Source organism: Agromyces sp. NPDC060279 (assembly GCF_042726785.1).
In the GTDB taxonomy this organism is placed as follows: domain Bacteria; phylum Actinomycetota; class Actinomycetes; order Actinomycetales; family Microbacteriaceae; genus Agromyces.
The window spans coordinates 100,093-123,925 of the sequence record NZ_JBHXBK010000004.1 but is presented as its reverse complement, the minus strand read 5'-3'; the positions used below and the strand labels follow the sequence as shown (position 1 = coordinate 123,925).

Annotated in this window: 20 protein-coding genes; 7 read left to right on the top strand and 13 right to left on the bottom strand. The window is 73.8% G+C overall.

Annotation, left to right across the window (positions count from 1 at the left end):
• Window positions 1–115 precede the first annotated feature (115 nt).
• The 9 genes from ACFWE1_RS13200 to ACFWE1_RS13160 form a co-directional block, all read right to left on the bottom strand.
• Window positions 116–1,033, bottom strand: a complete 918-nt coding sequence (locus tag ACFWE1_RS13200; protein WP_376933886.1) for an ROK family protein — start codon at window positions 1,031–1,033, stop codon at window positions 116–118.
• Window positions 1,030–1,806 carry a copper homeostasis protein CutC gene (locus ACFWE1_RS13195; RefSeq protein ID WP_376933885.1) on the bottom strand — a complete coding sequence of 259 codons (777 nt, stop codon included), beginning with the start codon at window positions 1,804–1,806 and terminating at the stop codon, window positions 1,030–1,032. The genes ACFWE1_RS13200 and ACFWE1_RS13195 overlap by 4 nt, the downstream gene beginning before the upstream one ends.
• A complete protein-coding gene (locus tag ACFWE1_RS13190) occupies window positions 1,803–3,479 on the bottom strand; it encodes an ABC transporter ATP-binding protein (protein ID WP_376933983.1) in 1,677 nt (558 codons plus the stop codon). The genes ACFWE1_RS13195 and ACFWE1_RS13190 overlap by 4 nt, the downstream gene beginning before the upstream one ends.
• A gap of 56 nt (window positions 3,480–3,535) precedes the next feature.
• On the bottom strand, window positions 3,536–4,429 hold the full coding sequence (locus ACFWE1_RS13185; RefSeq protein ID WP_376933884.1) for an ABC transporter permease: 894 nt from the start codon (window positions 4,427–4,429) through the stop codon (window positions 3,536–3,538).
• Window positions 4,426–5,433 (bottom strand): ABC transporter permease, encoded by a 1,008-nt coding sequence (locus ACFWE1_RS13180; protein WP_376933883.1) that lies wholly within the window; start codon window positions 5,431–5,433, stop codon window positions 4,426–4,428. The genes ACFWE1_RS13185 and ACFWE1_RS13180 overlap by 4 nt, the downstream gene beginning before the upstream one ends.
• Before the next feature lie 47 nt (window positions 5,434–5,480).
• Window positions 5,481–7,286, bottom strand: coding sequence for a peptide ABC transporter substrate-binding protein (locus ACFWE1_RS13175; RefSeq protein WP_376933882.1), 1,806 nt, complete (start codon window positions 7,284–7,286; stop codon window positions 5,481–5,483).
• 278 nt (window positions 7,287–7,564) lie between these two features.
• Window positions 7,565–9,040: a M81 family metallopeptidase gene (locus ACFWE1_RS13170; RefSeq protein ID WP_376933881.1), complete on the bottom strand. Its 1,476-nt coding sequence runs from the start codon at window positions 9,038–9,040 to the stop codon at window positions 7,565–7,567.
• A gap of 79 nt (window positions 9,041–9,119) precedes the next feature.
• A complete protein-coding gene (locus tag ACFWE1_RS13165; protein WP_376933880.1) occupies window positions 9,120–10,295 on the bottom strand; it encodes an ROK family transcriptional regulator in 1,176 nt (391 codons plus the stop codon).
• Between the two features lie 123 nt (window positions 10,296–10,418).
• Window positions 10,419–11,453 carry a LacI family DNA-binding transcriptional regulator gene (locus ACFWE1_RS13160; RefSeq protein ID WP_376933879.1) on the bottom strand — a complete coding sequence of 345 codons (1,035 nt, stop codon included), beginning with the start codon at window positions 11,451–11,453 and terminating at the stop codon, window positions 10,419–10,421.
• 163 nt (window positions 11,454–11,616) lie between these two features.
• Between ACFWE1_RS13160 and ACFWE1_RS13155 the strand changes: the two genes are divergently transcribed.
• On the top strand, window positions 11,617–12,489 hold the full coding sequence (locus ACFWE1_RS13155; RefSeq protein WP_376933878.1) for a PfkB family carbohydrate kinase: 873 nt from the start codon (window positions 11,617–11,619) through the stop codon (window positions 12,487–12,489).
• A gap of 13 nt (window positions 12,490–12,502) precedes the next feature.
• On the opposite strand, the gene ACFWE1_RS13150 is transcribed toward ACFWE1_RS13155, so the two are convergent.
• Genes ACFWE1_RS13150 through ACFWE1_RS13140 form a run of 3 tightly spaced genes read right to left on the bottom strand, consistent with a single transcriptional unit; the run spans window position 12,503 to window position 17,042 of the window.
• The gene (locus tag ACFWE1_RS13150) at window positions 12,503–13,648 is read right to left on the bottom strand and encodes an FAD-dependent oxidoreductase (protein WP_376933877.1); all 1,146 of its coding nucleotides are present in this window, start codon (window positions 13,646–13,648) and stop codon (window positions 12,503–12,505) included.
• Window positions 13,645–15,432, bottom strand: a complete 1,788-nt coding sequence (locus ACFWE1_RS13145) for an ABC transporter ATP-binding protein (RefSeq protein WP_376933876.1) — start codon at window positions 15,430–15,432, stop codon at window positions 13,645–13,647. The genes ACFWE1_RS13150 and ACFWE1_RS13145 overlap by 4 nt, the downstream gene beginning before the upstream one ends.
• Window positions 15,429–17,042, bottom strand: coding sequence for an ABC transporter transmembrane domain-containing protein (locus tag ACFWE1_RS13140; RefSeq protein ID WP_376933875.1), 1,614 nt, complete (start codon window positions 17,040–17,042; stop codon window positions 15,429–15,431). Before ACFWE1_RS13140 ends, ACFWE1_RS13145 begins: the two co-directional genes overlap by 4 nt.
• Window positions 17,043–17,097: 55 nt before the next feature.
• Here ACFWE1_RS13140 and ACFWE1_RS13135 point away from each other — a divergent pair, with 55 nt between their 5' ends.
• The 6 genes from ACFWE1_RS13135 (at window position 17,098) to ACFWE1_RS13110 (ending at window position 22,807) form a co-directional block, all read left to right on the top strand.
• Window positions 17,098–17,925 carry a helix-turn-helix domain-containing protein gene (locus ACFWE1_RS13135; RefSeq protein ID WP_376933874.1) on the top strand — a complete coding sequence of 276 codons (828 nt, stop codon included), beginning with the start codon at window positions 17,098–17,100 and terminating at the stop codon, window positions 17,923–17,925.
• 78 nt (window positions 17,926–18,003) lie between these two features.
• Window positions 18,004–18,969 (top strand): ABC transporter substrate-binding protein, encoded by a 966-nt coding sequence (locus ACFWE1_RS13130; RefSeq protein ID WP_376933873.1) that lies wholly within the window; start codon window positions 18,004–18,006, stop codon window positions 18,967–18,969.
• A complete protein-coding gene (locus ACFWE1_RS13125; RefSeq protein WP_376933872.1) occupies window positions 18,966–19,865 on the top strand; it encodes a siderophore-interacting protein in 900 nt (299 codons plus the stop codon). The genes ACFWE1_RS13130 and ACFWE1_RS13125 overlap by 4 nt, the downstream gene beginning before the upstream one ends.
• A gap of 7 nt (window positions 19,866–19,872) precedes the next feature.
• Window positions 19,873–20,904, top strand: a complete 1,032-nt coding sequence (locus tag ACFWE1_RS13120) for an iron chelate uptake ABC transporter family permease subunit (protein WP_376933871.1) — start codon at window positions 19,873–19,875, stop codon at window positions 20,902–20,904.
• A complete protein-coding gene (locus tag ACFWE1_RS13115) occupies window positions 20,901–21,950 on the top strand; it encodes a FecCD family ABC transporter permease (RefSeq protein ID WP_376933870.1) in 1,050 nt (349 codons plus the stop codon). Before ACFWE1_RS13120 ends, ACFWE1_RS13115 begins: the two co-directional genes overlap by 4 nt.
• Complete coding sequence (locus ACFWE1_RS13110; RefSeq protein WP_376933869.1) at window positions 21,947–22,807, top strand: ABC transporter ATP-binding protein; 861 nt, start codon at window positions 21,947–21,949, stop codon at window positions 22,805–22,807. The genes ACFWE1_RS13115 and ACFWE1_RS13110 overlap by 4 nt, the downstream gene beginning before the upstream one ends.
• Here the strand turns inward: ACFWE1_RS13110 and ACFWE1_RS13105 are convergent.
• On the bottom strand, window positions 22,804–23,784 hold the full coding sequence (locus ACFWE1_RS13105; RefSeq protein ID WP_376933868.1) for an NAD(P)/FAD-dependent oxidoreductase: 981 nt from the start codon (window positions 23,782–23,784) through the stop codon (window positions 22,804–22,806). The genes ACFWE1_RS13110 and ACFWE1_RS13105 overlap by 4 nt on opposite strands.
• Window positions 23,785–23,833: the final 49 nt, after the last annotated feature.

Here is a 23,833-nt window from a genome sequence, read left to right as displayed (position 1 = left end):
CTTTTTTTTTTTGTTCCTTGTGGGGGGAAGGGGGGGGGGGGCACACCCCTTCTTTGGGGGGGGGGGGGGGGGGGCTGTGGTTGGGTGTCCCCCCCCCCCCCCCCCCTCCGCCGGCTCAGGCGGCGACGACGCGCGCGGCGAGCGCGCGGGCCTCGGCCGCGGTCCCGACGGCGCCGGCCCAGCGGCCGAGCTCGGCGGGCACGATCGGGGGGACCCGGTGGAACGTCGCCTGCTCGGCGACGTAGCCCGCCGCGAGCTCGACGAGCCGGTGCGGCGCGCTCGCGAGCCCCCCGCCGACCACGACGACGCCGGGGTCGACGAGGGCGAGCAGGGTGAGTACGGCGTCCGCGAGGTGCTGCGCGGCAGTCCGCACGATCGGCACGGCCCGGGGGTCGTCCTCGTCGTAGGCGGCCAGCAGCTCGCGGGCCGAGCCTTCGCCGCCGGCGGCGTTCCACGCCCGGCGGAGCGCCGGGGCGCCCAGCAGCGTCTCGAGGCATCCGCGCTGCCCGCACGAGCACGGCCGCCCGCCGGGCTCGACGACGATATGCCCCAGCTCGCCGGCCGAGCCGTGCGCGCCGTCGGCGATCACGCCGTCGACGAGGTGCGAGCCCGCGATGCCGGTGCCGAGGGCGAGGGTGAACACGTCCCGCTCGCCGGCGCCGGCACCCCAGCGGGCCTCGGCGACGGCGGCCGCGCGGCCGTCGTTCAGGATCGACACGGGCACGCCCAGGAGCGCCGAGAGCTCCGGGCCGAGGGCGCGGCCGTCGAGGGCGGGCACGTTCGAGGAGCGGATGACGGTGCCCGACGCCTCGTCGACGAGCCCGGGGATCGCGACCGCGACCGCCGCGAGCCGGTGCCCGGCGGAGACGGTGCGGGCGAGCTCGGCGAGCGTCGCCGGCAGCTCCTCCGCGAGGGCGGGGGCGACGCCCTCGGCGATGGCGTCGGGCATCCCGTCCGCCTGGCCCGCCGAGGCAAGCCGGTACTTCACGCTCGAGCCGCCGACATCCAGCCCGAGCACGGTGGAGCCGATCATCGAGCGGCACCGCCAGGGGTCGAAGCGTCCGTCGCCGCCGCGCGAGCCGCCCCGGCGATCTCGCGCGCGATCGCGGCATCCGCGACCTCGTAGTCGCCGACCCCGTTGCCCGCCGAGCCCATGCTCACGCCGCCGGCGTCGCCCGCGACCGTGCGCTTCGCCGAGAAGTGCAGATCGCGCACGCCGGACGCCAGGATGCCGGGCGCATCCGCCGCGGTCACCCCGCCGCCCGCCATCACGACGATCCGGCCCTCGGCGCGCTCGACGAAGGCGCGCAGCGTGTCGCGCCCGGCGAGCGCGGTCGGCGCCGCGCCGGAGGTGAGCACCCGGTCGAGCCCGAGCTCGATCAGCGCGTCGAGCGCCTGGAGCGGATCGGCGGAGACATCGATCGCACGGTGCGCCGCGACCCCGGCCGGGCCCGCGGCATCCCGCAGCCGGCGCATGCCGTCGAGGTCGAAGCGGCCCGCCTCGTCGAGGCAGCCGATGACGACGCCCGCCGCGCCCGCCGCCACCGCGGCGCGCACATCGGACTCCATGACGGCGAACTCGTCGGCCGTGTAGTGGAAGCCGCCGCCCCGCGGGCGGATGAGCACGTGCACGCCGACGGCGTCGCCGGCCGCCTGCACGGCCGCCTCGATCGTGCCGACGGACGGGGTCAGGCCGCCGAGCGCGAGCGCCTGGCAGAGCTCTACCCGCGCGGCGCCGATCGACACCGCGACGCGGACCGCCGCGGCATCCTGGGCGATGAGCTCGAGCGTGACCGGGGCGCTCACGCGGCGCTCCTCGCGGCGAGCCGGGCGATGCGGCGCTCGCGCTGCGCCACCGGGTCCGGTACGGGCACCGAGGCGAGCAGCCGCTGCGAGTACGGGTGCTGCGGGCGCAACAGCACGTCGTCCGTCGCGCCGAGCTCGACGATGCGGCCCTCGTGCATGACCGCGACGCGGTGCGAGAACTCGTGCACGACGGCGAGGTCGTGACTGATGAAGAGGCAGGCGAAGTCCATGCGCTCCTGCAGCTCACGGAGCACCCGCAGCACGGCCGCCTGCACCGAGACGTCGAGCGCCGAGGTCGGCTCGTCGGCGATGATGAGCTCCGGCTCGAGCGCGATCGCGCGGGCCAGCCCGATGCGCTGGCGCTGACCGCCCGACAGCTCGTGCGGGAAGCGGCTCGCGTAGGAGGCGGGCAGCTCGACGGCCTCGAGCAGCTCACGCACGCGCGCCGCCCGGTCGCGCCCCGACATGGGCCGCACGGCGCGGTGCACGACGAGCGGCTCGGCGATGGCCTCGCCGACCGTGGTGCGCGGATCGAGGCTCGACCCCGGGTCCTGGAAGATGGCGCCGACGCGGCCGCGGAGCCGACGCTCGGCGCGCCCCCGCAGGCCCCCGCGGCCCAGCTTCTCGCCGAACAGGCGCAGCTCGCCGCCCGAGGTCGGCGCGAGGCCGAGGGCGACCTTGCCGAGGGTCGACTTGCCCGAACCGGACTCGCCGACGAGGCCGAGGATCTCGCCCGCCGCGATGTCGACGGAGACCCCGTCGAGGGCGGTGAAGCTCTTGCCCGCCTTGCGGTAGGTCACGCTCGACTCGCGCAGCGAGAGCACCGGCACCGGCAGCGCGACGCCGCCCGGGCCCGTGCCGTCGGGCTCGCCCGCGGGCGGCATCGTCTCGCCGGCCTCCGGCAGCCGCGGCACGGCGTCGAGCAGGCGCTTCGTGTAGTCGGCGGTCGGCTCGCGCAGCACCTGCATCGCGGTGCCGTGCTCGACCATCTCGCCGCGGTACATGACGGCGACCCGGTCGGCGATGTCGGCGACGACGCCCATGTTGTGCGTCACGAGCAGGAACGAGGTGCCGCTCGAGTGCGCGAGCTCGCGGATCAGGTCGAGGATCTCGGCCTGCACCGTGACGTCGAGCGCCGTCGTCGGCTCGTCGGCGATGATGAGCTTCGGCTCGCAGGCGAGCGCGATCGCGATGACGACGCGCTGGCGCTGACCGCCGGACATCTCGTGCGCGTAGCCGGCGGCGCGGCGCTCGGGTTCGGGGATGCCGACGCGGGCGAGCAGCTCGACCGCGCGGCGGGCCGCCTCCTGCTTGGTGCCGACGCCGTGGTTCAGCAGCGCCTCGGCGATCTGGTCGCCGATGCGCATCGAGGGGTTCAGCGCCGTCATCGGCTCCTGGAAGACCATCGAGATCTCCTTGCCGCGCACGCCGTTCAGCTCGGCCTCGGTGAGCGCAGTGAGCTCGCGGCCGTCGAGCTCGATCGAGCCCGTGCGCTTCGCCGTCGCCGGCAGCAGGGAGAGCACCGCCATCGCGGTCACCGATTTGCCCGAGCCCGACTCGCCGACGAGGGCGAGCACTTCGCCGCGGCGCACGTCGAGGTCGATGCCGCGCACGGCCTCGACGGGCCCGTCGTCGGTGCGGAAGGTGACGGCGAGGTCGCGGATGCGGAGCATGGGCGCCTCGGCGTCATCCCCGCCCAGGACCGGGGTGGCCGTGCGGTCGGTGGCGCTCAACGGTCGCGTCCCTTCACGTCGAAGAAGTCGCGCAGGCCGTCGCCGATGCTGTTGAAGGCGCAGACGGTCAGCACGATGCAGAGGCCGGCGGGGAAGATCAGCCACCACGCGCCGGCGTAGGTGTACGTCATCCCGCCCGTGAGCATCGCGCCCCAGTCGGTCGCGGGCTTCTGCAGCCCCATGCCGAGGAAGGAGACGTACGCGACGAGGAGGATCGCGTCGGCGACCTGGAAGGTCGCGTTCACGACGATCGTGCCGACCGTGTTCGGCACGATGTGCTTCACCACGGCGCGGCCGTGGGTGCCGCCCATCGCGCGGATCGCGAGCACGTACTCGCGGGACTTCAGCGAGATCGACTCGGCGCGGACGAGCCGGGCGGGCACGAGCCAGGACACCAGGCCGATCACGACGATCATGAGCGGCACGCTCGGCCGCATGATCGCCGAGAGGATGAGCAGCAGGAACGTCGCCGGGATGGCGATGCCCGCGTCGACGATGCGCATCATCACGGCGTCGACGGTGCCGCCGACGTAGCCGGCGATGGCGCCCCAGAGGGTGCCGATCACGGTCGCGAGGATGCCGGCGGCGAGGCCGATCAGGATCGACACCTGCCCGCCGATCATGAGCCGACCGAGCACGTCGTAGCCGACGTCGTCGGTGCCGAGCGGGTGGCCGGGGGAGCCCGGCGGGAGCATCGTGCTCTTGAGGTCGGTGTGCACCTGGTCGGTCGGGTGGAGGATCGGCCCGAGGAAGCAGAACAGCAGGAACAGCACGATCGTGACGACGCCGAAGAGGGCGAGCTTGTTCTGCAGGAAGCGGCGGAGGCCGCGGCGGAACGGCGAGCGGGCGGCCGGCTGCGTCGCCGGCTGGGCTGCGGTGGCGGTCGTCATGCGAGCTCTCCTCGGGTGCGCGGGTTGAGCAGGGCCTGCACGAGGTCGGCGAGGATCGAGCCGACGACGGTGGCGACGGCGATCACGAGGACGCAGCCGAGCAGCACCGGGTAGTCGCCCGTCTGCGCGCTCGTCCAGAAGAGGAGGCCCATGCCGGGGTAGTTGAAGAGGGACTCGACGACGATCATGCCGCCGAACATCACGGGGAGGTAGTAGCCGAGCATCGCGATCACGGGCGTCAGGGAGTTGCGCACCACGTGGCGGCGGATGACGACGGGCATCGGCGTGCCCTTCGCGCGGGCGGTGCGGACGTAGTCCTCGGAGAGGTTGTCGATCGTCGCCGAGCGCATGTAGCGGGAGATCGTCGCGATGATGCCGAGCGCCGCGGTCGCGACGGGGAGCACGAGGCCCGCGGGCTTCGCGAGCACCTGCGCCACGGTGTCGCCCTGCGGGGCGAGGGCCGGCACGAGGTGCAGCCACTGGGCGAAGACGATGACGAGCACGAGGCCGAGGAAGAACGACGGCGTCGAGTAGATGATGAAGTTCATCGTGGTGAAGACGTAGTCGCCGGTCTTGCCGCGACGGACCGCCTGGGAGATGCCCATCGGGATCGCCACGATGAGGGCGACGACCATCGAGATGAGCGCGAGCACCAGCGTCTTCGGCAGACGCTGGCCGATCGCGTCGGCGACCGGGCGGTTCAGCTTGAACGAATCGCCCAGGTCGCCGACGGCGATCTGCGAAAGGAACGTGAAGTACTGCTGCCAGAGCGGGCGGTCGAAGCCGTTCGCGCGGTTGAACGCGTCGATCTGCTCCTGCGTCGCCTGCATGCCGAGGATGCCCTGGGCGGGCCCCTGCGGCATGGCCAGGTGGAGCAGCGCGAACACGATCAGGGTGACGATCAGGATCACGATCACCCCCTGAACGAGTCGCCGGCCGAGGAACCGGAGGATCCCGGCCCCGCCCGACGCGGTTCGGACCGCGGTCCGCGCTGCTTCCACCATCACTGCTGCCTTACTTCACTTCACCGTTCGTGCCGGGACGGGCCCGGTCACTCGCTCCAGGACCAGCGCTGCGGGAAGAACGACGCGCCCGGGTCCTGGTGCCCGACGTCGAGGCCGTCCTTGATGACCGAGACCTGGTAGACCGGGTTCGGCATCCACATGACCGGCAGGTCCTGCGCGAGCAGGGCCGAGTACTTCTGCGCGATCTCGCTGTCGGTCGAGGCGGTCATCTGGGTGATGAGCTCCTCGGCCTCCGGGTTGTCGTACTGGCCGGCGTTCCACTTGGTGTCCTTCGCGAAGACGCGCTCACCGGTCGGGTAGGCTGGGAAGTACCACGAGCCGGCCGTGCCGAAGAAGACGAGCTGCCACGAGCACGTGGTCGAGCCCTCGGTCTTGCAGGACTGCGCCTCGGTGAGCACCGAGTCGAGCGGCTTCGAGTCGATCGTCATGGCGACGCCGATCTTGCCGAGCGAGGACTGGATCTCGCTCATCATGTTGTCGGTCTCCTGCGAGCCGTTCTGCGTGGTGACGACGATCTCGAGCTTCTTGCCCGCCTCGATGCCCGCGCCGCACTGGTCGGCGCCGGTGCCCGGGTTGGTGCACTCGAGGGTGCCGCCGGAGCCGGCGGTCCAGCCGTGGTCGGCGAGGAGCTTCGCCGCCGCGTCGAGGTCGAAGGGGTAGGGGTTGTCCTTCTGCTCGCTCGAGAGGTAGGCGCTGTCCTGCGTCTGCGGGACGGGGCCGTAGTCGGGCGTCGCCGCGCCGTGCCAGATGACGTCGGAGATGGTCTCCTGGTCGACCGCGTGCTGCAGCGCCTGGCGGATGTAGAGCTGGTCGAAGATCGGACCCATCTCGGGGTTCGCGAAGTTGTACGGCATGTACGTGATCGACCAGCCGGCCCACGGCTCGACGCGGTAGCCGAGGTCGGTGAACTGCGACTCGCTCGTGAGCTGCGCGCTCGTGATGTAGCCGTAGTCGACCTCGCCCGAGCGGACGACGTTCATCTCGGCATCCGCCGAGGTGAAGGGCAGGAAGGTGACGTTCGTGATGGACGGCGTGTCCTCACCCGTGTACTTCGTGTTCGCGGTCAGCTCGACCTGGCCGGAGTCCGACCAGCTCTTCACGACGTACGGGCCCGAGACGGTCTGCCAGAGCTCGTTCGTGGCGTAGCTCTTCATGTCCTTCGCCTCGGAGAAGAGGTAGTCGAAGACCTGGACGGCGGATGCCTCGTCGCGGTCGAAGTCGCCGATCTCGCCGTCGGCGCTCGTCTTGTCCCAGGCGTGCTGCGGCATGGGGTAGACGAGGCTCAGCTGGTTGGCGAGCAGGAACTCCTCGTTGTAGACCTGGTTGAAGGTCAGCGTGAAGGTCTTCTCGTCGACGATCTCGAACTTCGTGATGTTGTCGGGGATGAGACCGGCCGAGTAGCCGCCGGTCTTCTCGGCGTTGAAGCGCACGAGGTTGTACCAGAACTCGACGTCGCGCGAGGAGACGGGCTCGCCGTCCGACCAGTCGAGGTCGGCGAGGGTGATCGTCACCGAGAGGTGGTCGTCGGAGAACTCGTACTCCTTGGCCGCGGAGGCCTTCTGGTCCCACTCCATGGTGCCGCTGGTGCCGTTGTACTCGAACAGGCGCGGCCACATCGTCGCCTTGATCGCGCTGTTGTGGGTGGCCATCGTGTCGGGGCTCGAGATCGGCAGGATCCAGTTCGGGCCCGTGCCGGCCGGCAGCGCGTAGCTGACGGAGTCCTTGCCGCTCGACGCCTCGTCGCCCTGCGCGGTGCAGCCGGTGACCACGAGGACCGCGGCCGCGGCGAGCCCGAGGGGGGCGAGCAGGCGCCGCATCACAGTCGTACGCATCAAACCTCCTTGTTTCTTCGTCGAGGGATGGAATTCATGCAGAATCTCGACGCAAATTCATCCTGCACGAAGGAACCATTCCAACAATCACGAACTTGTTACGTTTACGTAACTAAGTTTTCGTGAAATTGGAGAAAGTAAGCGCAGGGTGGGCGATGCTGGCGAGGCATCCGCCCTTCGGTTCGCAACGGCACGCCCGCGCGCGGGCGCCACTTCCGCCGCGACGCGCCACTCCTGCTGGCGCAACGGTGCCGAAGTGGCGCTGACGCGGACGGCCGCTAGCCGAAGAGGCGCGCGGTGAGCGCGGGGTCGGTCTCGAACGTGTCGAAGGGGAACATCGGCCGCTGGATGCGGTGGTGCCCGAGGCGGCCGAGGTCCTGGTCGACGCCGCCCGGCGTGAGCGCGAGCGTCCACCCGCGCTGCGCGTCGTAGAGCGTCGGCTCGAGGTAGCCGATCTTCGTCACGACGATCTGCGCCGCGAAGGGGTCGAGGCCGATCGAGGTGAAGTCGGCGATGTCGTGGTAGGCCTTGCGGTACTCGGTGATGATGGCGTGCAGCCCGCCGACGCGGATCACGGCCACGCCGCCCGCGTCGGGGTCGCCCTCGTGCAGCGAGTGCAGCACGCCGGTGATCGTGACGGGGCCGTGCGGCCCGTGGTCGACGCGCGCGCCGGCGGTGACCGTGACGGTCTCGCCGACGGTTCTGCCGCGCAGCTCCGCGAGCGCCTCGTGGTCGAAGATCGAGCCGACGAGCACGGTCGGCGCGCCCTCGGCGGTGAGCCGCTCGTCCTGCAGCAGCTGCGCGAGCGTCCAGGTCACGTCGCCGGTGCCGCCCGCGCCCGGGTTGTCGCCCGAGTCGCTGATGAAGTACGGGGTGTCGCTCGCGGCGAGGCCCGCGTCGACGCCCTCGGCGAGGGTGCCGGGCGGGCCGACGAACTCGAACTCGTCGCGCACGTCCCAGAAGGCGCGGCCGAGCTCCTCGGCCGCCGCGGTGATCGCGGCGTCGTCGTCGCCCGTGACCACGACGACGCCGTGGCAGCGCGGCTCGTCGGCCCAGGCGTAGCCGATCCAGATGGCGGCGTCGATGATGCCGGGGCGCTGCTCGACCTCGTCGATGCGGGCGTAGAGGCTCTTCGCGGGCTCGACGCGGGTGGAGGTCTTCTCGCCGGGCAGCAGGATCGGCACGGTCACGTGCGCGCGACGCGGGGTGCGGCCGTCGCGCAGGCTCTCGACGAGGTTCCGGATGGCCCGGTCGCGGGTCTCCCAGGTGTCCTCGTGCGGGGCGAGCCGGTAGCAGGTGATGAGGTCCACCTGCGAGACGAGCGCGTCGGAGACGTTGCCGTGCAGGTCCATCGAGGCGGAGACCATGACGTCGGCGCCGATGACCTCTCGGATCGCGGTGATGAGGTCGCCCTCGGCGTCGTCGAGGCCGTCGACGCTCATCGCGCCGTGGATGTCGAAGAAGAGTCCGTCGAGGCCCCCGTCGGCCATGAGTGCGCGGAGCCCGTCGAGGATGCGGCCCTTGATGTCGTCGTAGACCTCGCGGAGCACCGCGCCGCCCGGGATCGAGCGGGCGTAGTAGACGGGCAGCCACTCCGCGGCATCCGTCAGCGTGCCGTCGCGGAGCGAGGTGTAGCGCTGCACCAGCTCGTCGCCCTCCGCGCGCTGGAAATCGCGCGCCCCGGCGCGGTGGGGGGAGAAGGTGCTGGACTCGATCGCCATGCCGGCGATCGCGATGCGAGGACGCTGGGTCATGCGGCCAGCTTAGAACACCGCTCGAGTGAACCCGGATTCAGCATCGCAAAAGTGCGGAGACTTTCTTCGATCCACGGAGTTACTGGCGGGATGCCTCGGCGATCGCCGCGTCGATCCGCACCGGCTCGAGCAGACGGGCCAGCAGCGAGCTGCCCACGCCGCGCGCGCCGGCGAGCGGGCCGGCCGCGCTGACGCCGATCTCGAGCAGGTCCGTCGACATGGGCAGGCAGAGCGTGTAGATCGCCTGCCGCACGCCGGCGACGAAGGCGTCGGCCGTCGAGAGCTGCCCGCCGAGCGCGAGCAACTGCGGGTTGTAGAAGTTGATGATCGTCGCGAGCACCTCGCCCGTGCGCTGCCCCGCCTCGCGGAGGAGCGCGGTCGCCCGGGGGTGCGCGTCCTGCGCGAGTCGGAGCACCGCGTCGAGGTCCTCGACCTCCACGCCCGTGCCGCGCAGGGCGTCGACGATGGCCGTGCCGCTCGCGACGACGTCGAGGCAGCCGACCCGGCCGCACGAGCAGACGACGGGCGGCGCGCCCGCGAGCGCGACGTGGCTGATGTCGCCCGCGACGCCGCGGTATCCGCGGTACAGCTCGCCGCCGGCGATGATGCCGCAGCCGATGCCGCTGCCCGCCTTCACGAAGACGAGCTCGTTCATCGTCTGGCCGCGCTCGACGAACTCGCCGACGGCCATGGCGTTCGCGTCGTTGTCGACGTGGGTCGGCAGCCCGGTGATGCGGCCGAGCATCTCGCCGACGACGAGGCCGTTCCAGCCGGGCATCCGCATGGGCGCGAGCAGACGCCCGTCCCGCGAGTCGACCGGGCCGGGCAGGCTCATCGCGATGCCCTCGAGGTCGGGTGCGGGGTCGAGGCCTTCGGCGAGCGCCTGCGCGGCGGCCCACACCGCTTCGATGACGGCGGCCGGCTCGTCGCGGAGCGTGATGGGCTCGATCGCGTCGGCGACGATCTCGCCGCGACGGTTCATGAGCACGAGCGTGACGTGCCGTTCGCCGAGATCGGCGGCGGCGATGACGGAGCCGCCCTCGCGGATCGCGAGCAGTCGCGGCCGGCGGCCCCCGGTCGACTCGCCGCGGCCGGCCTCCTCGAGGTAGCCGTGCTCGATCAGTTCGTCGACCCGCATGGCCACCGTCGAGGCGCTGAGCCCGGTCAGACGGGCGAGTTCGGCGCGCGAGTCCGCGCGGCCCGTGTGGATGAGCCGGAAGAGTTCCCCCGCCGTCGCGCTGCTCGTCGTGGCCACGCTGCACCTCTCTCCGAGACGATTGGTCCGAGAATCGATGCTGTTCCCCCGAAGTCGAACAGAAGTCTCGCCTCGGCGCTTACTCTAACCATCCGCGGCGTCGCTCCGCTCGGTGCGTCCGGTTCAGCCGGGATGCGGCCCGCAGGACGACCGCGCCACGAGCTCGTGCGGCACGAGCACGTGCCGGGGTGCAGCGCCGTCGAGCAGCAGGCCGAGCGCGGCCTCGGCGATCGCGCCGAGCGGCTGACGGATCACCGAGAGCGGCGGGGAGGTGAACTCGGCTTCGCTCGTGCCGTCGAAGGAGAGCACCGCGAGGTGGTCCGGCACGCGCACGCCGCGCTCGGCGAACGCCCGGAGTGCGCCGATCGCCTGCACGTCGGCGCTCACGAAGACGGCGGTGGGTGCGCCGCCGCGGTCGAGCAGCTCCAGGGCGGCCCGGTAGCCGCCCTCGCGGCGGTAGTCGGCGGTCGCGACGAGCGCATCCAGCGCGGCCGTGCCGACCGCCGGTGCGACGAGTTCGGTCCACGCGCGCCGCCGGGCGCGCGCGGCGGGGGAGTCGTCGGGGCCGGCGATGAGGGCGATCCGCTCGTGGCCGTGCTCCTGCAGGTGCCTGATGCCGGCGCGCGCGGCGGCCTCGTCGTCGATGCCGACGCTCGGCGGTTCGCCGGTCGGGCCGAGGGCGCCGGACGCGCCGCTGCGGTCGAGGGTCACCACGGGCACGCCGGCCGCCTGGAGCGGGGCGAGCGTGCCGGGCGTACCGCCGATCACGAGCACGCCGTCGGGCTGCCGCTCGGCGAGGGCGGCGAGCTGCGCGCGCTCGCGCTCCGGGTCGTACTCGGTGTCGCCGTAGGTGACCGCGTAGCCGCGGGCGAAGGCCGCGGTCTGCACGGCCTTCGCGAGCTCGGCGAAGAACGGGTTGCCGATGTCGGGCACGAGCAGCGCGAGCGTGCGGGTGCGGCGCAGGCGCAGCGCCCGCGCGGTCGCGTTCGGCCGGTAGCCGAGCTCGGCGATCGCGGCGAGCACGCGGGCGCGCGTCGCGTCGGCGACGGGTCGGGGGCCGTCGTTCAGCACGTAGCTGACGACGGCGCTGCTGACACCCGCGAGCCGGGCCACGTCGTCGCGCGTCGCGGCGCGAGGGGCGTCGCCGCGTGCGTGCATCGCGCCTCCTCGGGCCGGCTCCGGTGCCGCGGGCCGGTGCCCGACGGCTTGCGTCCCGGCCATGCTATCCCTACGATCGAGGCGGATCTACTCGTGTAGATCCGCTGGCTTTCGCCCGCTTCCCACCCCGGCTCACCCGGGGTCGCAGAGAAGGAGTGCCCCAATGGACACGGACGTCCTCGTGGTCGGATCCGTCAACGAAGACCGCATGATCGCCGTGCGCCGGCACGTGCGGCCGGGCGAGACGATCCTCGCCGAGGGCGTGCAGGTCTCCGGCGGCGGCAAGGGGGCGAACCAGGCCGCCGCGGTCGCCCGCGCCGGAGCCCGGGTCGCGTTCGTCGGCGCAGTCGGCGACGACGAGCCGGGTCGCACGCTGCGCGCCGAGCTCACCGCGCTCGGCATCGACGTCGCCGAGCTGCGCACCGTGCCCGGCGTCACCACCGGCACCGCCTTCATCCAGGTCTCCGAGGACGGCGAGAACGCGATCATCGTCGACGCCGGGGCGAACTCCCACGTGCGCGTCGAGCTCGCCACGGCCGGCACCCGCGCCGCCGTCGTGCTCGCGCAGGCCGAGATCCCGCCCGCCGTCGTCGCCGACGCGGCCGGGCTCGCCGCCGCGATCGGCGCCCGCTTCGCCTTCAACGCCGCGCCCGCGCCCGCCTCGCTCGACGAGGTGCCGCGCGGCGCCGACCCGCTCATCGTGAACGAGCACGAGGCCGCCGAACTCCTCGGCGCCGCCGCGGCCACCGGGACCCCGGCCGAGGCGGCGCTCGCCCTGCGCGAGGCCGCCGGTGCGCGATCGGTGGTCGTCACGCTCGGCGCGGAGGGATGCCTCGTCGCCGACGAGTCCGGTGTGGACACCGTGCCCGCCGTGCCCGCGGAGCGCGTGGTCGACACGACCGGCGCGGGCGACGCCTTCGCCGGGGCCCTCGCCGCGGCGCTCGCGCTCGGGGCCTCCCTCCGCGACGCCGCCGCCGCCGCGGCCGCCGCCGGGTCGGCCGCCGTCGGCTGGGAGGGCGCCCGCCCGCCGAGGTGATCGAAGCCGGCGCTCAGCCGAGCGAGGTCGGGGACTCCAGCCCGGAGGCATCCGCCGGGCTGAAGCGGTCGAGCCGGAACGGCGCCAGATCAAGTTCGGGGGACCGGCCCTCGGCGAGGTCCGCGAGCACGAGGCCCATGAGCGCCGAGAACTTGAAGCCCTCGCCCGAGTCGCCGCAGGCGAGCACGACGCCGGGTCGCGGCGAGCCGATCACGAAACGCCCGTCGGGCGAGTCCGTCCAGCTGCACACCTTCGCGTCGACGACCCGCGCGCCGCGCATGCCGAGCGCCTCGCGGGCGTACTCGAGCAGGAACGCCGTGCGCGAGGCATCCGGTTCGCGGTCCTCGTCCTCGCCCCACACGACGTCCCGCAGCGGCGCGTCGAGACCCAGCTTGTAGCCCGTGCGCGGCGTCGTCATCGCGTAGAGCGTCGGCCGATCCCCGGCCGCGACGTCGATGAGGTCGGGCAGGCCGTCGGCGGGCACCGCCGGGTCGGCGACGTGCACGACCTGCTCGAGGTGCGGGCGGAGCGGCACGTCGAGGCCGAGCTCCGCCACGAGCGGCGGGGCGCCGGGGCCGGGGGCGACGACGACGAGCTCCGCCTCGAGCGTCCGGCCGTCGGCGAGGCGCACCCGCTGCCCGCCGCCCGGCGTCTCGTCGAGGCCGACGACGTGGGCGAGCACGAGCTCGCCGCCCGCCCGCTCGAGGCGGCGGCGCTGCGCGGCGAGGGAGGCCTCGGCGAGCACCGGCCCCGCCTCGGCGGTCCAGAGGGCGTCGCGGCCGTCGGGCACGAGCCCCGGGAAGCGTTCGCCGGCGCGCGCCGCGGGCAGCCGCTCGAAGGCGACGCCCTGCTCGGCGAGCGCCAGCTCGAAGCCGTCGAGCGCGGCCGTCTCGTCGCGCCAGAGCAGGCCGCGGCGGAGGAACACCGGCTCGCCCGCGATCGCGGAGAGGCGCTCCATGGCCGCGAGGCTCGCCGCCGTCATCCGGATCTTCGCGGGGTCGGGGTCGGCGAGCCGCCAGATCCGCGTCGGACCGTGCGACGACGAGAACGGGTTGCCCGGCCCGTAGCGGTCGACGAGGGTCACCCGGTGGCCCCGCTCGGCGAGCTCGGCCGCGGCGGGCAGCCCCCAGGCGCCCGCGCCGATCACGATGAGATTCATGCCCCCATCCTGCCGCAGGCGTCACCGCGCTCGCGCTCGCCGGAGCGTCCCTCCGACCACGCCGCCCAGAGCCGGCCGTAGGCGCCGCCGGCCTCGACGAGCTCCTCGTGCCGGCCCTGCTCGACGACGCCGCCGCGGTCGAGCACGATGACCCGGTCGGCGCGCGCCGCCTGGTCGAGGCGGTGCGCGATCGTCATCGTCGTGCGGCCCGCCGCGACTCGGGTGATCGCGCGGTCGAGCACGTGATCGCCGTCGCCGCCCGCGGCGGCCGTGGCCTCGTCGAGCACGAGCACCGCCGGGTCGTGCAGCAGCAGCCGGGCGAGCGCGAGCTGCTGCGCCTCGACGATCGTCAGCCGGTGCCCGCCCGAGCCGACGACGGTGCCGAGCCCCTCCGGCAACCGCTCCACCCAGCCGAGGGCGCCGACCGCGTCGAGCGCGGCGCGCAGCTCCTCGGCGTCGGCCCCCGGTCGGGCGAGGCGGAGATCGTCCGCGAGCGGGCCGGCGAAGACGTGCGGCTCCTGGCCGGCGAGTCCGATCCGAGGCATCCGCGTCTCCGCCGTCACCGCGCCGACATCGATCCCGCCGATGCGCACCCGGCCGCGCTCCGGCGCGAGGGCGCCGAGCACGAGCGCGGCGACCGTGCTCTTGCCCGCGCCGCTCGCACCCACGAGGGCCACCGTCTCGCCGGCGGCGACGTCGAAGCTCACGCCGTCGAGAACGGTGGCCCCGTCGTACGCGAAGCCGACGTGATCGAACTCGAGGCTCGCGGCGCCGCCGCGTGCGGATGCCGGACGAGGGCTCCGCTCCGGCAGCCCGAGCACGCCGACGAGGCGGGCGAGCCCGGCGGCCGCCTTCTGCAGCTCGTCGACGCTGCCGAGCACCTGCCCGACCGGGCCGAACAGGGCGTGGAAGTAGAGGGCCGCCGTCGTCGCGGCGCCCACCGTCGCGAGATCCGCGCCGACGAGCAGGAAGCCCGCCCCGAGCACCGCCGCGAGCCCGAGGAACTCGGCGAGGTTCAACTGGTTCCAGAAGCCGACGCTCACCCGGGCGGCCCGCCGCTCGAGTTCGACCGAGTGCCGCGCCGCCTCGTCGACGACGCGCTCGCGCTCGGCGGAGACGCCGTAGGCGCGCACGGTCTCGGCCGCGTCGACCGATTCGAGGACGCGCTGCGCCCGTTCGCCCTCGGCGGCGCGCGCCGCCCGATACACGGGCCGGGCGCGCGTCAGGTACGCGCGCAGCGCGAGGAGCTGCACGGGCACTGCCGCGAGGGCCGCGAGGGCGAAGCGCCAGTCGAGGGCGCCGAGCCCCACTAGCGTCACGACCACGGTGAACCCCGCGGACGCGAAGGCCGGGACGACGTTCGTCACGACGTCGCCCACGATGCGCGTGTCGGTCGAGGCGCGCGAGACGAGGTCGCCGCGGCCGGCCCGCTCCACGACGGTCGCGGGCAGGCGAATGAGCCGGGTGACGACGAGCCCGCGGAGCTCGGCCAGCACGCGCTCGCCGAGGCGCGCGACGAGCGCCCGGCCGAGTCCCGTGAGGAGGGCGTTCGCGAGGCCGACGCCGGCGATCACGAGCACGAGGGGGAGGAGCGCGCCCGGATCGCCGCCGAGCACCGCGTCGACGATCCCGCCGAGCGCGGCGGGCAGGGCGAGGCCGGCGAGGGCGGCGAGGAGCAGCGCGGCGGCGGCGAGGGCGAGGGCGCCGGCCCGGCCTCGAAGCAGCCGGCGCAGCTCGCGGCGGGTCTCGCGCGGGCCGGCGACGGGCAGCGGGGTCGTGCTCACGCGGTCACCAGCCGATCGGCGAGGCGCTCGAGCGCGGGGCTCGCGGCCACCACGACGGTGGTGCGCCCGGACCTCACGGCGGGCAGCCGCTCGGCGATGCGGGCCTCGGTGACGGCATCGACGGCGCTCGTCGGATCGTGCAGCACGAGCACCGCGGCGTCCCGGCCGAGCGCCCTGGCCAGCGCGACGCGCTGCCGCTGCCCGCCCGACAGGCTGTAGCCGCGCTCGCCGACCGGCCGCTCGAGCCCGCCCGCTCCCGAGACGACGTCGTCGAGCGCGGCGGCGCGTACGAGTTCGTCGAGGCGTGCGTCGTCGAGCGTCGTGTGCAGCTCCAGATTGTCGCGCAGCGTGCCGGCGAACAGGGTCGCCTCGTGCGGCGGCGCGAGGACCGGCACGGCGGATGCCTCGAGCGGCACCCCGTCGACGAGCACCCGGCCGGAGCTGGGGGTGCGGGCGCCGGCGAGCACCTCGACGAGCTCGCGGGCCGCGAGGTGGTCGGCGACGCGGATCGCGGTGACCGAGCCGGCCGGGACGACCGCGCTGAGCGCGGCGAGGTGCGGCGTGGTGACGGCGTCGAGCACGAGTTCGGCGCCGCGTGAGGTCGCCGTGCCCGGCCCCGGCGGGGCATCCACCGCCGGCTCCGCGGCGAGCACGCCGTCGACGCGCTTCGCGGACGCGCGGACCGTCGCGAGCTCGGCCGTGACGAAGGCGAGCCCGCCGATCGGCCAGGTGACGAACTGGGCGAGCCCGAGCACGGCGATGAGCTCGCCGACGCTGATGGTGCCCGCGAGTGCCTCGGCCCCGGCGGCCCAGGCGATCGCGGCGAGCAGCAGCGCCGAGCCGGCGAGGCTCGCCGCGACGTAGGCCGCCTTCGCCGAGACGGCGCGCGTCGCGGCGTCGAGGGAGCGCCGGTTCACGCGCTCGAAGCGATCCACCGCGGCCTGCTCGGCACCCAGGCCGGCGATGGTGCGGAGGCCCGTGAGCAGGTCGCTGGCCGTCGCGCTCGCCGCGGCGACCGCGGCCTGCTCGCTCGCCATCCGACGTTCCAGCGGCGCAGTGACGAGGTGCATGACGGTGACGAGCACGGGGGCGGCGACGAGCACCAGGATGCCGAGCGGTACCGAGATCGCGAGGAGCGCGACCGCGGCGGTGAGCACGGCGGCGAGCTGCGCGCCGCCGCTGCCGAGCACCCAGACGATGCCGGCCGTCCGGTCGACGTCGGTGCCGGCGATGCTGAGCAGTTCGCCGGGGCTGCGCGGTACGGCGAAGCCGCGGCGGGAGAGCAGGCGCGAGACGAGGCCGAGCCGCACGTCGCGGCCGGCGAACTCGCTCGCTCGCACGGACGCCAGCTCGCCGAGCCGCCAGGAGAGCAGGAGGCCGATGAACACCGCGCCGAGCGCGGCGAGCGTCCAGGCGAGGGCGACTGGGTCGTTCGGGGCGATCGCCCGGTCGATGACGAGACCGATCACGACGGGCACCAGGGCCTCGGCGATCTGGTGGCCGACGAGCCCGGCGATGGAGCCGGCGACGAGGAGTCGGCGGCGGTGGAACACGGTGGCGATCGCCCGCTCGGCGCGCGGCAGTCGCCTGGCGGGGGTCGTCGCAGGCACGATCCACAGCTTAGGATAGCCTCACCTGATCAGTTGAGCGACAAGGAGCCGAAGAATGTCGCCTGCCCGCCAGGCTCTCCCCGCAGAGGTGCTCGACGTGCCCGTCCGGGTCGACGGGATCATGACGAGTTCCTTCGTCGTGCGTCGCGACGAGGAGTGGGGCTGGCATCGACACGACCGGCACGAGCTGCTGTGGGGCTCGCGCGGCTCGCTCGTCGTCGAGACGCCGAGCGGGGTGCACGCGGTGCCGTGGACGGTCGGGCTGTGGATCCCCGCCGGGCTGCCGCACCGGGTGACCGCGGGCTCCGGCACCGAGTTCGCGTGCAGCTACCTGCCGACGACGCTGCCCGCGCCCCGCTCGGATGCGGGCGCCGTCGCGGTGCCGGTCGTCGTGCGCGCGCTCTTCGAGGAGCTCGAGACGAAGCCGCTCGATCCCGAGACGCGGGCGCTCGGAGAACAGCTGCTCGTGCGGCTCCTCGAGCGCGCCGACCTCACCCGGCTGGATCTGCCGATGCCCGACGATGACCGCACGCGCCGGGTCGCGGACGCGGTGCTCGCCGATCCGGCCGACGCTCGCACCCTCGACGAGTGGGGCGCCTTCGTCGGTGCGAGCGAGCGCAATCTCTCCCGGCTGTTCCGGCAGGAGACGGGGTTCACCTTCGCCGACTGGCGCACCAAGGCGAGGATGCGCGTGGCGGTGGAGCTGCTCGCCGCCGACCAGCCGGTGGGCATCGTCGGGCGGCGGGTCGGCTATCGCACGGCGAGCGCGTTTGTGCAGGCGTTCCGACGGGAGTTCGGCACGACCCCGGGGGCGTTCGCCGGGGCATCCGGCCAAGCTGTCGCGTTCGCCGCAACGGATGGCGGGCGCGCGACATCCGCGTGATGCAGGATCGAAGTCGGCGCTCTTAGGTAAGCCTAAGCTAAGCCGGGCGCTGTCACCCCCGCATCCAGTGAAGGTCACATGAAGATCGCATCCACGCGCGCACTCCGCGCCGCCGCCGCCGTCGCGGCCACCCTGCTCCTCGCCTCCTGCGCCGCGTCCTCCGCAGCCGACGACGCCGCAGGCGACACGATCACCGTCGACACCGAGTACGGCGAGGTCACGCTGCCCGCCGAGCCGAAGGCCGCGCTCGGCTTCTACACGACCGACGTCGACATGCTCATCACTCTCGGCATCCCGCTCGCGAAGGAGCAGCCGATCCGCGACGACTTCGACCGCTTCCCGGCGTTCTTCCCGCAGGAGGAGCTCGAGGGCATCGGCACCTTCCACAACTATCCCGAGTTCAACCTCGAGAAGATCCTCGAGGTCGGCCCCGACCTGATCCTGAACGGCCTCGGCTACGAGACCGATCTGCACGAGCAGCTCACCCCGATCGCGCCGACGTACACCTACAACGGCTTCGACGGCACCGACTGGCGGGTGAAGTTTGCCCAGGTCGCGAAGGACCTCGGCCGCCAGGAGCAGCACCAGGCCTGGGTCGACGCCTACGACGCCCGCGTCGCGGAGATCCGTGCCGAGCTCGACGCCCGCGGCCTCGACCCCGTCGTGGCCGACGCTTCCTACTGGGACGATCAGGTCCAGGTCGGCTGCTACAGCATCTCCTGCCTCGTCTTTGCGGACCTCGGCCTCTCGATCTCGAAGGTCGCCGACAGTGACGGGGACGGGAAGCCCGACAGCACGGGCCGCGCGCTCAGCCACGAGCAGCTCGGCGACCTCGCCGACGTCGACGTGATCTTCACCGGCGTCGCGGAGGACGGCACGGGCCTCATCACCGACGAGACCGCGCTGAAGTCGAACGCGCTGTGGACCTCGCTGCCCGCCGTCGCGAACGGCCAGGTCTTCCCCTACAACTACGAGATGAGCTACGGCTCGCCGAGCGGGCAGACCGCTCTGCTCGAGGTCATCGCGAAGGCGCTGCTCGGATGAGCCGCCCCGACGTCAACCTGGTGCACCGGGTCGAGGTCGTCGAGGTGCGCCGCCTCACGCCCGGCATGATCCGGATCGTGTTCACCGGCCCCGGCCTCGAGGGCTTCGTCTCCTCGGGCGTCGGCGACGAGTACCTGCGTCTGTTCCTGCCGGCTGAGGGGCACGCCGAGCCGCAGCTGCCCGTCGCCACCGACGACGGCTACTGGGAGTTCCCGGAGGGCGTCGAGCCCTGCGAGGTGCGCACCTACACCGTGCGCGAGTGGGACGGCGCCGCCGGCCGGCTCGTCATCGACTTCGTCGTGCACGAGGGCGGCATCGCCGCCACCTGGGCGCTCGGCGCCGAGCCAGGCCACGTCGTCGGCGTGAACACGCCGCGCGGGCTGTACGCCCCGGCAGAGGGGATCGAGTGGCAGCTGCTCGTCGCGGACGCCACCGGCCTGCCCGCCGCCGTGCGGCTCGCCGAGCAGGCGCCCGCCGGCGTCCGCACGAAGCTCGTGCTCGAGGTCTCGGGGGAGCAGGACGAGCACCGGCCCGAGCTGCCCGCGAACGTGGAGCTCGCCTGGGTGCACGGCGGCAACGGGCACGCGCCGAGCCGGCTCGAGGAGATCGTGCGGGCCGCCGAGCTGCCGAAGACGCCGGGCTACGTCTGGGTCGCGGGCGAGAGCGCCGTGACCCGCGCCGTGCGCAAGTACCTGCGCCACGAGCTCAAGCTGCCGCCGACCGCGTACAAGGTCGTCGGCTACTGGGTCGAGCGCGCCGAGCAGTGGCGCGAGCGCTACGAGGCGCTGCCCGAGGACGTGCGGACGCGCCTCAGTGAAATGTGGGACGACGAGTCCCGCGACGAGGAGGAGCTGCAGGACGAATACGTCGCGGTCCTCGAGTCGCACGGGCTCTGAGCCGCCGATGGTCGTGACCGAGGCGGTCCGGCGCACGCCGACCGGCTTCGCCGGGCGTCGGGCGCTCGGCTTCGCCGTCGCCTTCGGCGTGCTCGCAGGATGCGTCGCGCTCAGCCTCGCGATCGGATCGAAGGGACTGTCGATCGTCGAGGTGCTCGCCGCGATCGGGGGGTCGGCCGACGAGGCCGGGACGATCGTGCGGGAGCTGCGACTGCCGCGCACCCTGCTCGGCATCCTCGTCGGGGCGGCACTCGGCGTCGCCGGCGCGGTGATGCAGGCGTTCACCCGCAACCCGCTCGCCGATCCGGGCCTGCTCGGGGTCAACGCCGGCGCCGCGTTCGCCGTGACGGCGGGGGCTGCGGCGTTCGGGCTCACCTCGCTCGGGGCGACCGTGTGGTTCGCCTTCGGCGGCGCGATCATCGCGACGGTCGGCGTGTACCTCATCGGCAGCGCCGGCCGGGGCGGGCCCGACCCGCTGCGGATCACCCTCGGCGGCGTCGCGATCGGCGCCTTCCTCGCCGGCATCACGAGCGGCATCACGCTGCTCCTGCCCGAGGTCTTCGACCGGATGCGCGGCTGGAACGCCGGCAGCATCGTCGTCGCCCCGCCAGAGCTGCTGGCCTGGGTGACGCTGTTCGTCCTCGCCGGGCTCGTGCTCGCCGCGTGGGTCGCCGGGCCGCTCAACACGGTCGCGCTCGGCGACGAACTCGCCGTCGCGCTCGGATCGCGCATCGTGCGCACCCGGATCGTGTCGATCGTCGCCGTCACCCTGCTCTGCGGGGCAGCGACCGCCGCCGCGGGCCCGATCGGCTTCGTCGGGCTCATGGTGCCGCACGCGGTGCGCTGGTTCACCGGCCCCGATCAGCGCTGGATCTTCGCCGGCAGTGCCGTCGCGGCCCCCGTGCTGCTGCTCGCGAGCGACGTCGCCGGCCGCGTGGTGCTGCCGAGCGGCGAGCTGCCCGTCGGCATCGTGACCGCCTTCGTGGGGGCGCCGGTGCTCATCGCGCTCGTGCGCCGTCGGCGGGTGAGCGGGCTGTGAGCGTCCGGACGCCCGCCCGCGCGGTGGTGCTCCGTTCGGCCGGCGGCGGATTCGGCATCCGCATCGGCGTGCGCCACGCCGTCGTCGTCGCCGCCCTGCTCGTCGCGGCGCTCGCGGTCGGCGTGGTCAGCCTCGGCACCGGCGACTTCGTCGTGCCGCTCGGCGACGTCGTGGGCGCCCTGCTCGGGCAGGGCGACCGCCGCACCAACCTCGTCGTGCTCGACTGGCGGCTGCCGCGCGTGCTGCTCGCGCTCATGCTCGGCGCAGCGCTCGGCGCCGCAGGCGCGATCTTCCAGTCGATCACCCGCAATCCGCTCGGCAGCCCCGACGTCATCGGCTTCGACACCGGGGCGTACACGGGCGGGCTGCTCGTCATCATCACGACCGGCACCGGCTACCTCGCCACCGCGTCCGGCGCGCTGCTCGGCGGCTTCGCGACCGCGGTCGTCGTGTACCTGCTCGCCTACCGGCGCGGCTTCCACGGCTTCCGGCTGATCATCGTCGGCATCGGAGTGGCGGCCATGCTCGCCTCGCTCAACACGTGGCTCATCCTCAGTGCGGAGCTGAACGTCGCCCTCGCCGCCGCCGCCTGGTCGAGCGGCTCGCTGAACGCCGTCGGCTGGGCGCAGGCGGTGCCCGCCGCGGCCGTGCTGCTCGTGCTCTGGGCGGTCGCGGCGACGATGAGCCGCCGCCTGCACCTGCTGGAGCTCGGCGACGACGCCGCGACCGCACTCGGCGTGCGCACCGGACGCACCCGGCTCGTGCTCGTCGTCCTCGGCGTCGCCCTCACCGCGACCTCGGTCGCCGCGGCGGGGCCGATCGCCTTCGTCGCGCTCGCCGCCCCGCAGCTCGCGCGACGGCTCAGCCGCTCGGCGGGCGTGACGCTCGCGGGCGCCGCGGCGATGGGCGCGCTGCTGCTCACCGCGAGCGACTACGCCGCGCAGCGGCTGTTCGCGCCCACCCAGCTGCCCGTCGGCGTCGTCACGGTGAGCGTCGGCGGCGTCTACCTGATCTGGTTGCTCATCACGGAAGCGAGACGACGATGACCCGAACGACGACCCGGACGACGAGCGCGACGATGGCCGGCGCGACGATGGTCGCGAGCGGTGCGGATGCCTCGCCGGCCCGCCTCGCGGCGGAGCACGTCACCCTCGCCTACGAACGGCGGACGATCGCCGAGCGGCTCTCGCTCGACATCCCGACCGGCTCCTTCACGGTCGTCGTCGGGCCGAACGCCTGCGGCAAGTCGACACTGCTGCGCGCGCTCGCCCGGGTGCTCGCCCCCGCAGCCGGACGGGTCGTGCTCGACGGCCGCACGATCACCGACTACCCGGCGAAGGAGGTGGCCCGCCGCCTCGGGCTGCTGCCGCAGAGCTCCATCGCGCCGGAGGGCATCACGGTGGCCGACCTCGTGGCGCGGGGGAGGCATCCGCATCAGGGCCTCTTCCGGCAGTGGAGCGTCGCCGACGAGGCCGCGGTCGCGGCCGCGCTCACCGCGACCAGCACCGCCGAGCTCGCCGGCCGGCCGGTCGACGAGTTGTCGGGCGGTCAGCGGCAGCGGGTGTGGGTGGCGATGGTGCTCGCGCAGGAGACCCCGCTGCTGCTGCTCGACGAGCCGACCACGTTCCTCGACATCGCCCACCAGTACGAGCTGCTCGAGCTGCTGCGCGGCCTGCACCGGGCGGGCGGCCGCACGCTCGTCGCCGTGCTGCACGACCTCAACCAGGCCGCCCGCTACGCCGATCACCTCGTCGTCATGCGGGACGGCGAGGTCGTCGCCACGGGCGACCCCGGCGAGGTGCTGACGGCGGAACTCGTCGAGCGGGTGTTCGGGTTGCCCTGCACGATCGTGCCCGACCCGCACACCGGCACGCCGCTCGTGGTGCCGCGGCTACCAGCCTAGGCGGCCGCCGGGTTCGCCCGCTCGACCGCCTCCGCGATCTCCTCTTCGACGAGCGCGGCGTTCATGGCCGCGCCTGTGAAGTTGCCGCCCGCCATCGCGAACGGCACCGAAGAGCGCGGGTCGGTCACATTGCCGGCGGCCCAGAGCCCGGGGACATCCGTGCGCCCCATGGCGTCGACGACGACGAACGAGCCGCCCATCGGGTGCTCGGCGTGCGCGGCGCCCAAGGTGCGCAGCAGCCCGTCGAGCGGAGCGGGCACGGGCGCGACGAACACCGCGTCCACGGGGATCGCCTCGCCGTCGGCGAGCTCCAGCGCGGCGAGCTCGCCCTCCGCGTCGGCTGCGACCCGGGCGAGGGCGCGCTCCTCGACGCGGATGCCGCGGGCGAGCAGGCCCGAGCGCGCGGCGTCGTCGAGCTCGCGTCCGCTCGTCAGGAAGACGACGTCGTCGGAGAGCTGGCGCATCAGCTGCGCCTGGTGCGGGTTCGGCCGCTCACCGGCGAGCACGGCGATGCGGCGGTCGCGCACCTCCCAGCCGTCGCAGTACGGGCAGACGAACACGCCGCGGCCCCAGAGCTCGGCGAGGCCGGGGACGTCGGGCAGCTCGTCGCGCAGTCCGCTCGTGACGAGCAGGTGGCGGGTCGTGGCCGTCGCGCCGTCGTCGAGCTCGACGAGGAAGCCGGTCGCCGCGGCGTCGGCGTCTCCCGTGGGCGTCGCCCCGACGACGGCGCCCTCGCGCAGCTCGACGCCGTCGTAGCGGCCGAGCTCGCGGCGACCCTCGGCCAGCAGATCGAGCGGGGAGGTGTGGTCGCGACCGAGCACGCCGTGCATGTGGCCCGCGAAGCGATTGCGGGGGCGGCCCTCGTCGACGACGAGCACCCGACGGCGGGATCGGCCGAGCATGAGGGCGGCGCTCAGGCCGGCGGGGCCGCCGCCGACGATGACGACGTCGTACTGGGGGTGGGTGCGGTTCTCCATGATCCCGATCCTGCGGCGAGCGGATGCGTGTGGCAAGCTGGTTTGCCGA

Bases quoted from the DNA above. Each gene is read 5' to 3' on its own strand.
- ACFWE1_RS13110 (WP_376933869.1), top strand. From the start codon at position 21,947: ATGACCCGAACGACGACCCGGACGACGAGCGCGACGATGGCCGGCGCG.
- ACFWE1_RS13125 (WP_376933872.1), top strand. From the start codon at position 18,966: ATGAGCCGCCCCGACGTCAACCTGGTGCACCGGGTCGAGGTCGTCGAG.
- ACFWE1_RS13130 (WP_376933873.1), top strand. From the start codon at position 18,004: ATGAAGATCGCATCCACGCGCGCACTCCGCGCCGCCGCCGCCGTCGCG.
- ACFWE1_RS13180 (WP_376933883.1), bottom strand. From the start codon at position 5,433: ATGGTGGAAGCAGCGCGGACCGCGGTCCGAACCGCGTCGGGCGGGGCC.
- ACFWE1_RS13135 (WP_376933874.1), top strand. From the start codon at position 17,098: ATGTCGCCTGCCCGCCAGGCTCTCCCCGCAGAGGTGCTCGACGTGCCC.
- ACFWE1_RS13120 (WP_376933871.1), top strand. From the start codon at position 19,873: ATGGTCGTGACCGAGGCGGTCCGGCGCACGCCGACCGGCTTCGCCGGG.
- ACFWE1_RS13150 (WP_376933877.1), bottom strand. From the start codon at position 13,648: ATGAATCTCATCGTGATCGGCGCGGGCGCCTGGGGGCTGCCCGCCGCG.
- ACFWE1_RS13190 (WP_376933983.1), bottom strand. From the start codon at position 3,479: ATGCTCCGCATCCGCGACCTCGCCGTCACCTTCCGCACCGACGACGGG.
- ACFWE1_RS13185 (WP_376933884.1), bottom strand. From the start codon at position 4,429: ATGACGACCGCCACCGCAGCCCAGCCGGCGACGCAGCCGGCCGCCCGC.
- ACFWE1_RS13155 (WP_376933878.1), top strand. From the start codon at position 11,617: ATGGACACGGACGTCCTCGTGGTCGGATCCGTCAACGAAGACCGCATG.
- ACFWE1_RS13175 (WP_376933882.1), bottom strand. From the start codon at position 7,286: ATGCGTACGACTGTGATGCGGCGCCTGCTCGCCCCCCTCGGGCTCGCC.
- ACFWE1_RS13170 (WP_376933881.1), bottom strand. From the start codon at position 9,040: ATGACCCAGCGTCCTCGCATCGCGATCGCCGGCATGGCGATCGAGTCC.
- ACFWE1_RS13200 (WP_376933886.1), bottom strand. From the start codon at position 1,033: ATGATCGGCTCCACCGTGCTCGGGCTGGATGTCGGCGGCTCGAGCGTG.
- ACFWE1_RS13160 (WP_376933879.1), bottom strand. From the start codon at position 11,453: ATGCACGCACGCGGCGACGCCCCTCGCGCCGCGACGCGCGACGACGTG.
- ACFWE1_RS13105 (WP_376933868.1), bottom strand. From the start codon at position 23,784: ATGGAGAACCGCACCCACCCCCAGTACGACGTCGTCATCGTCGGCGGC.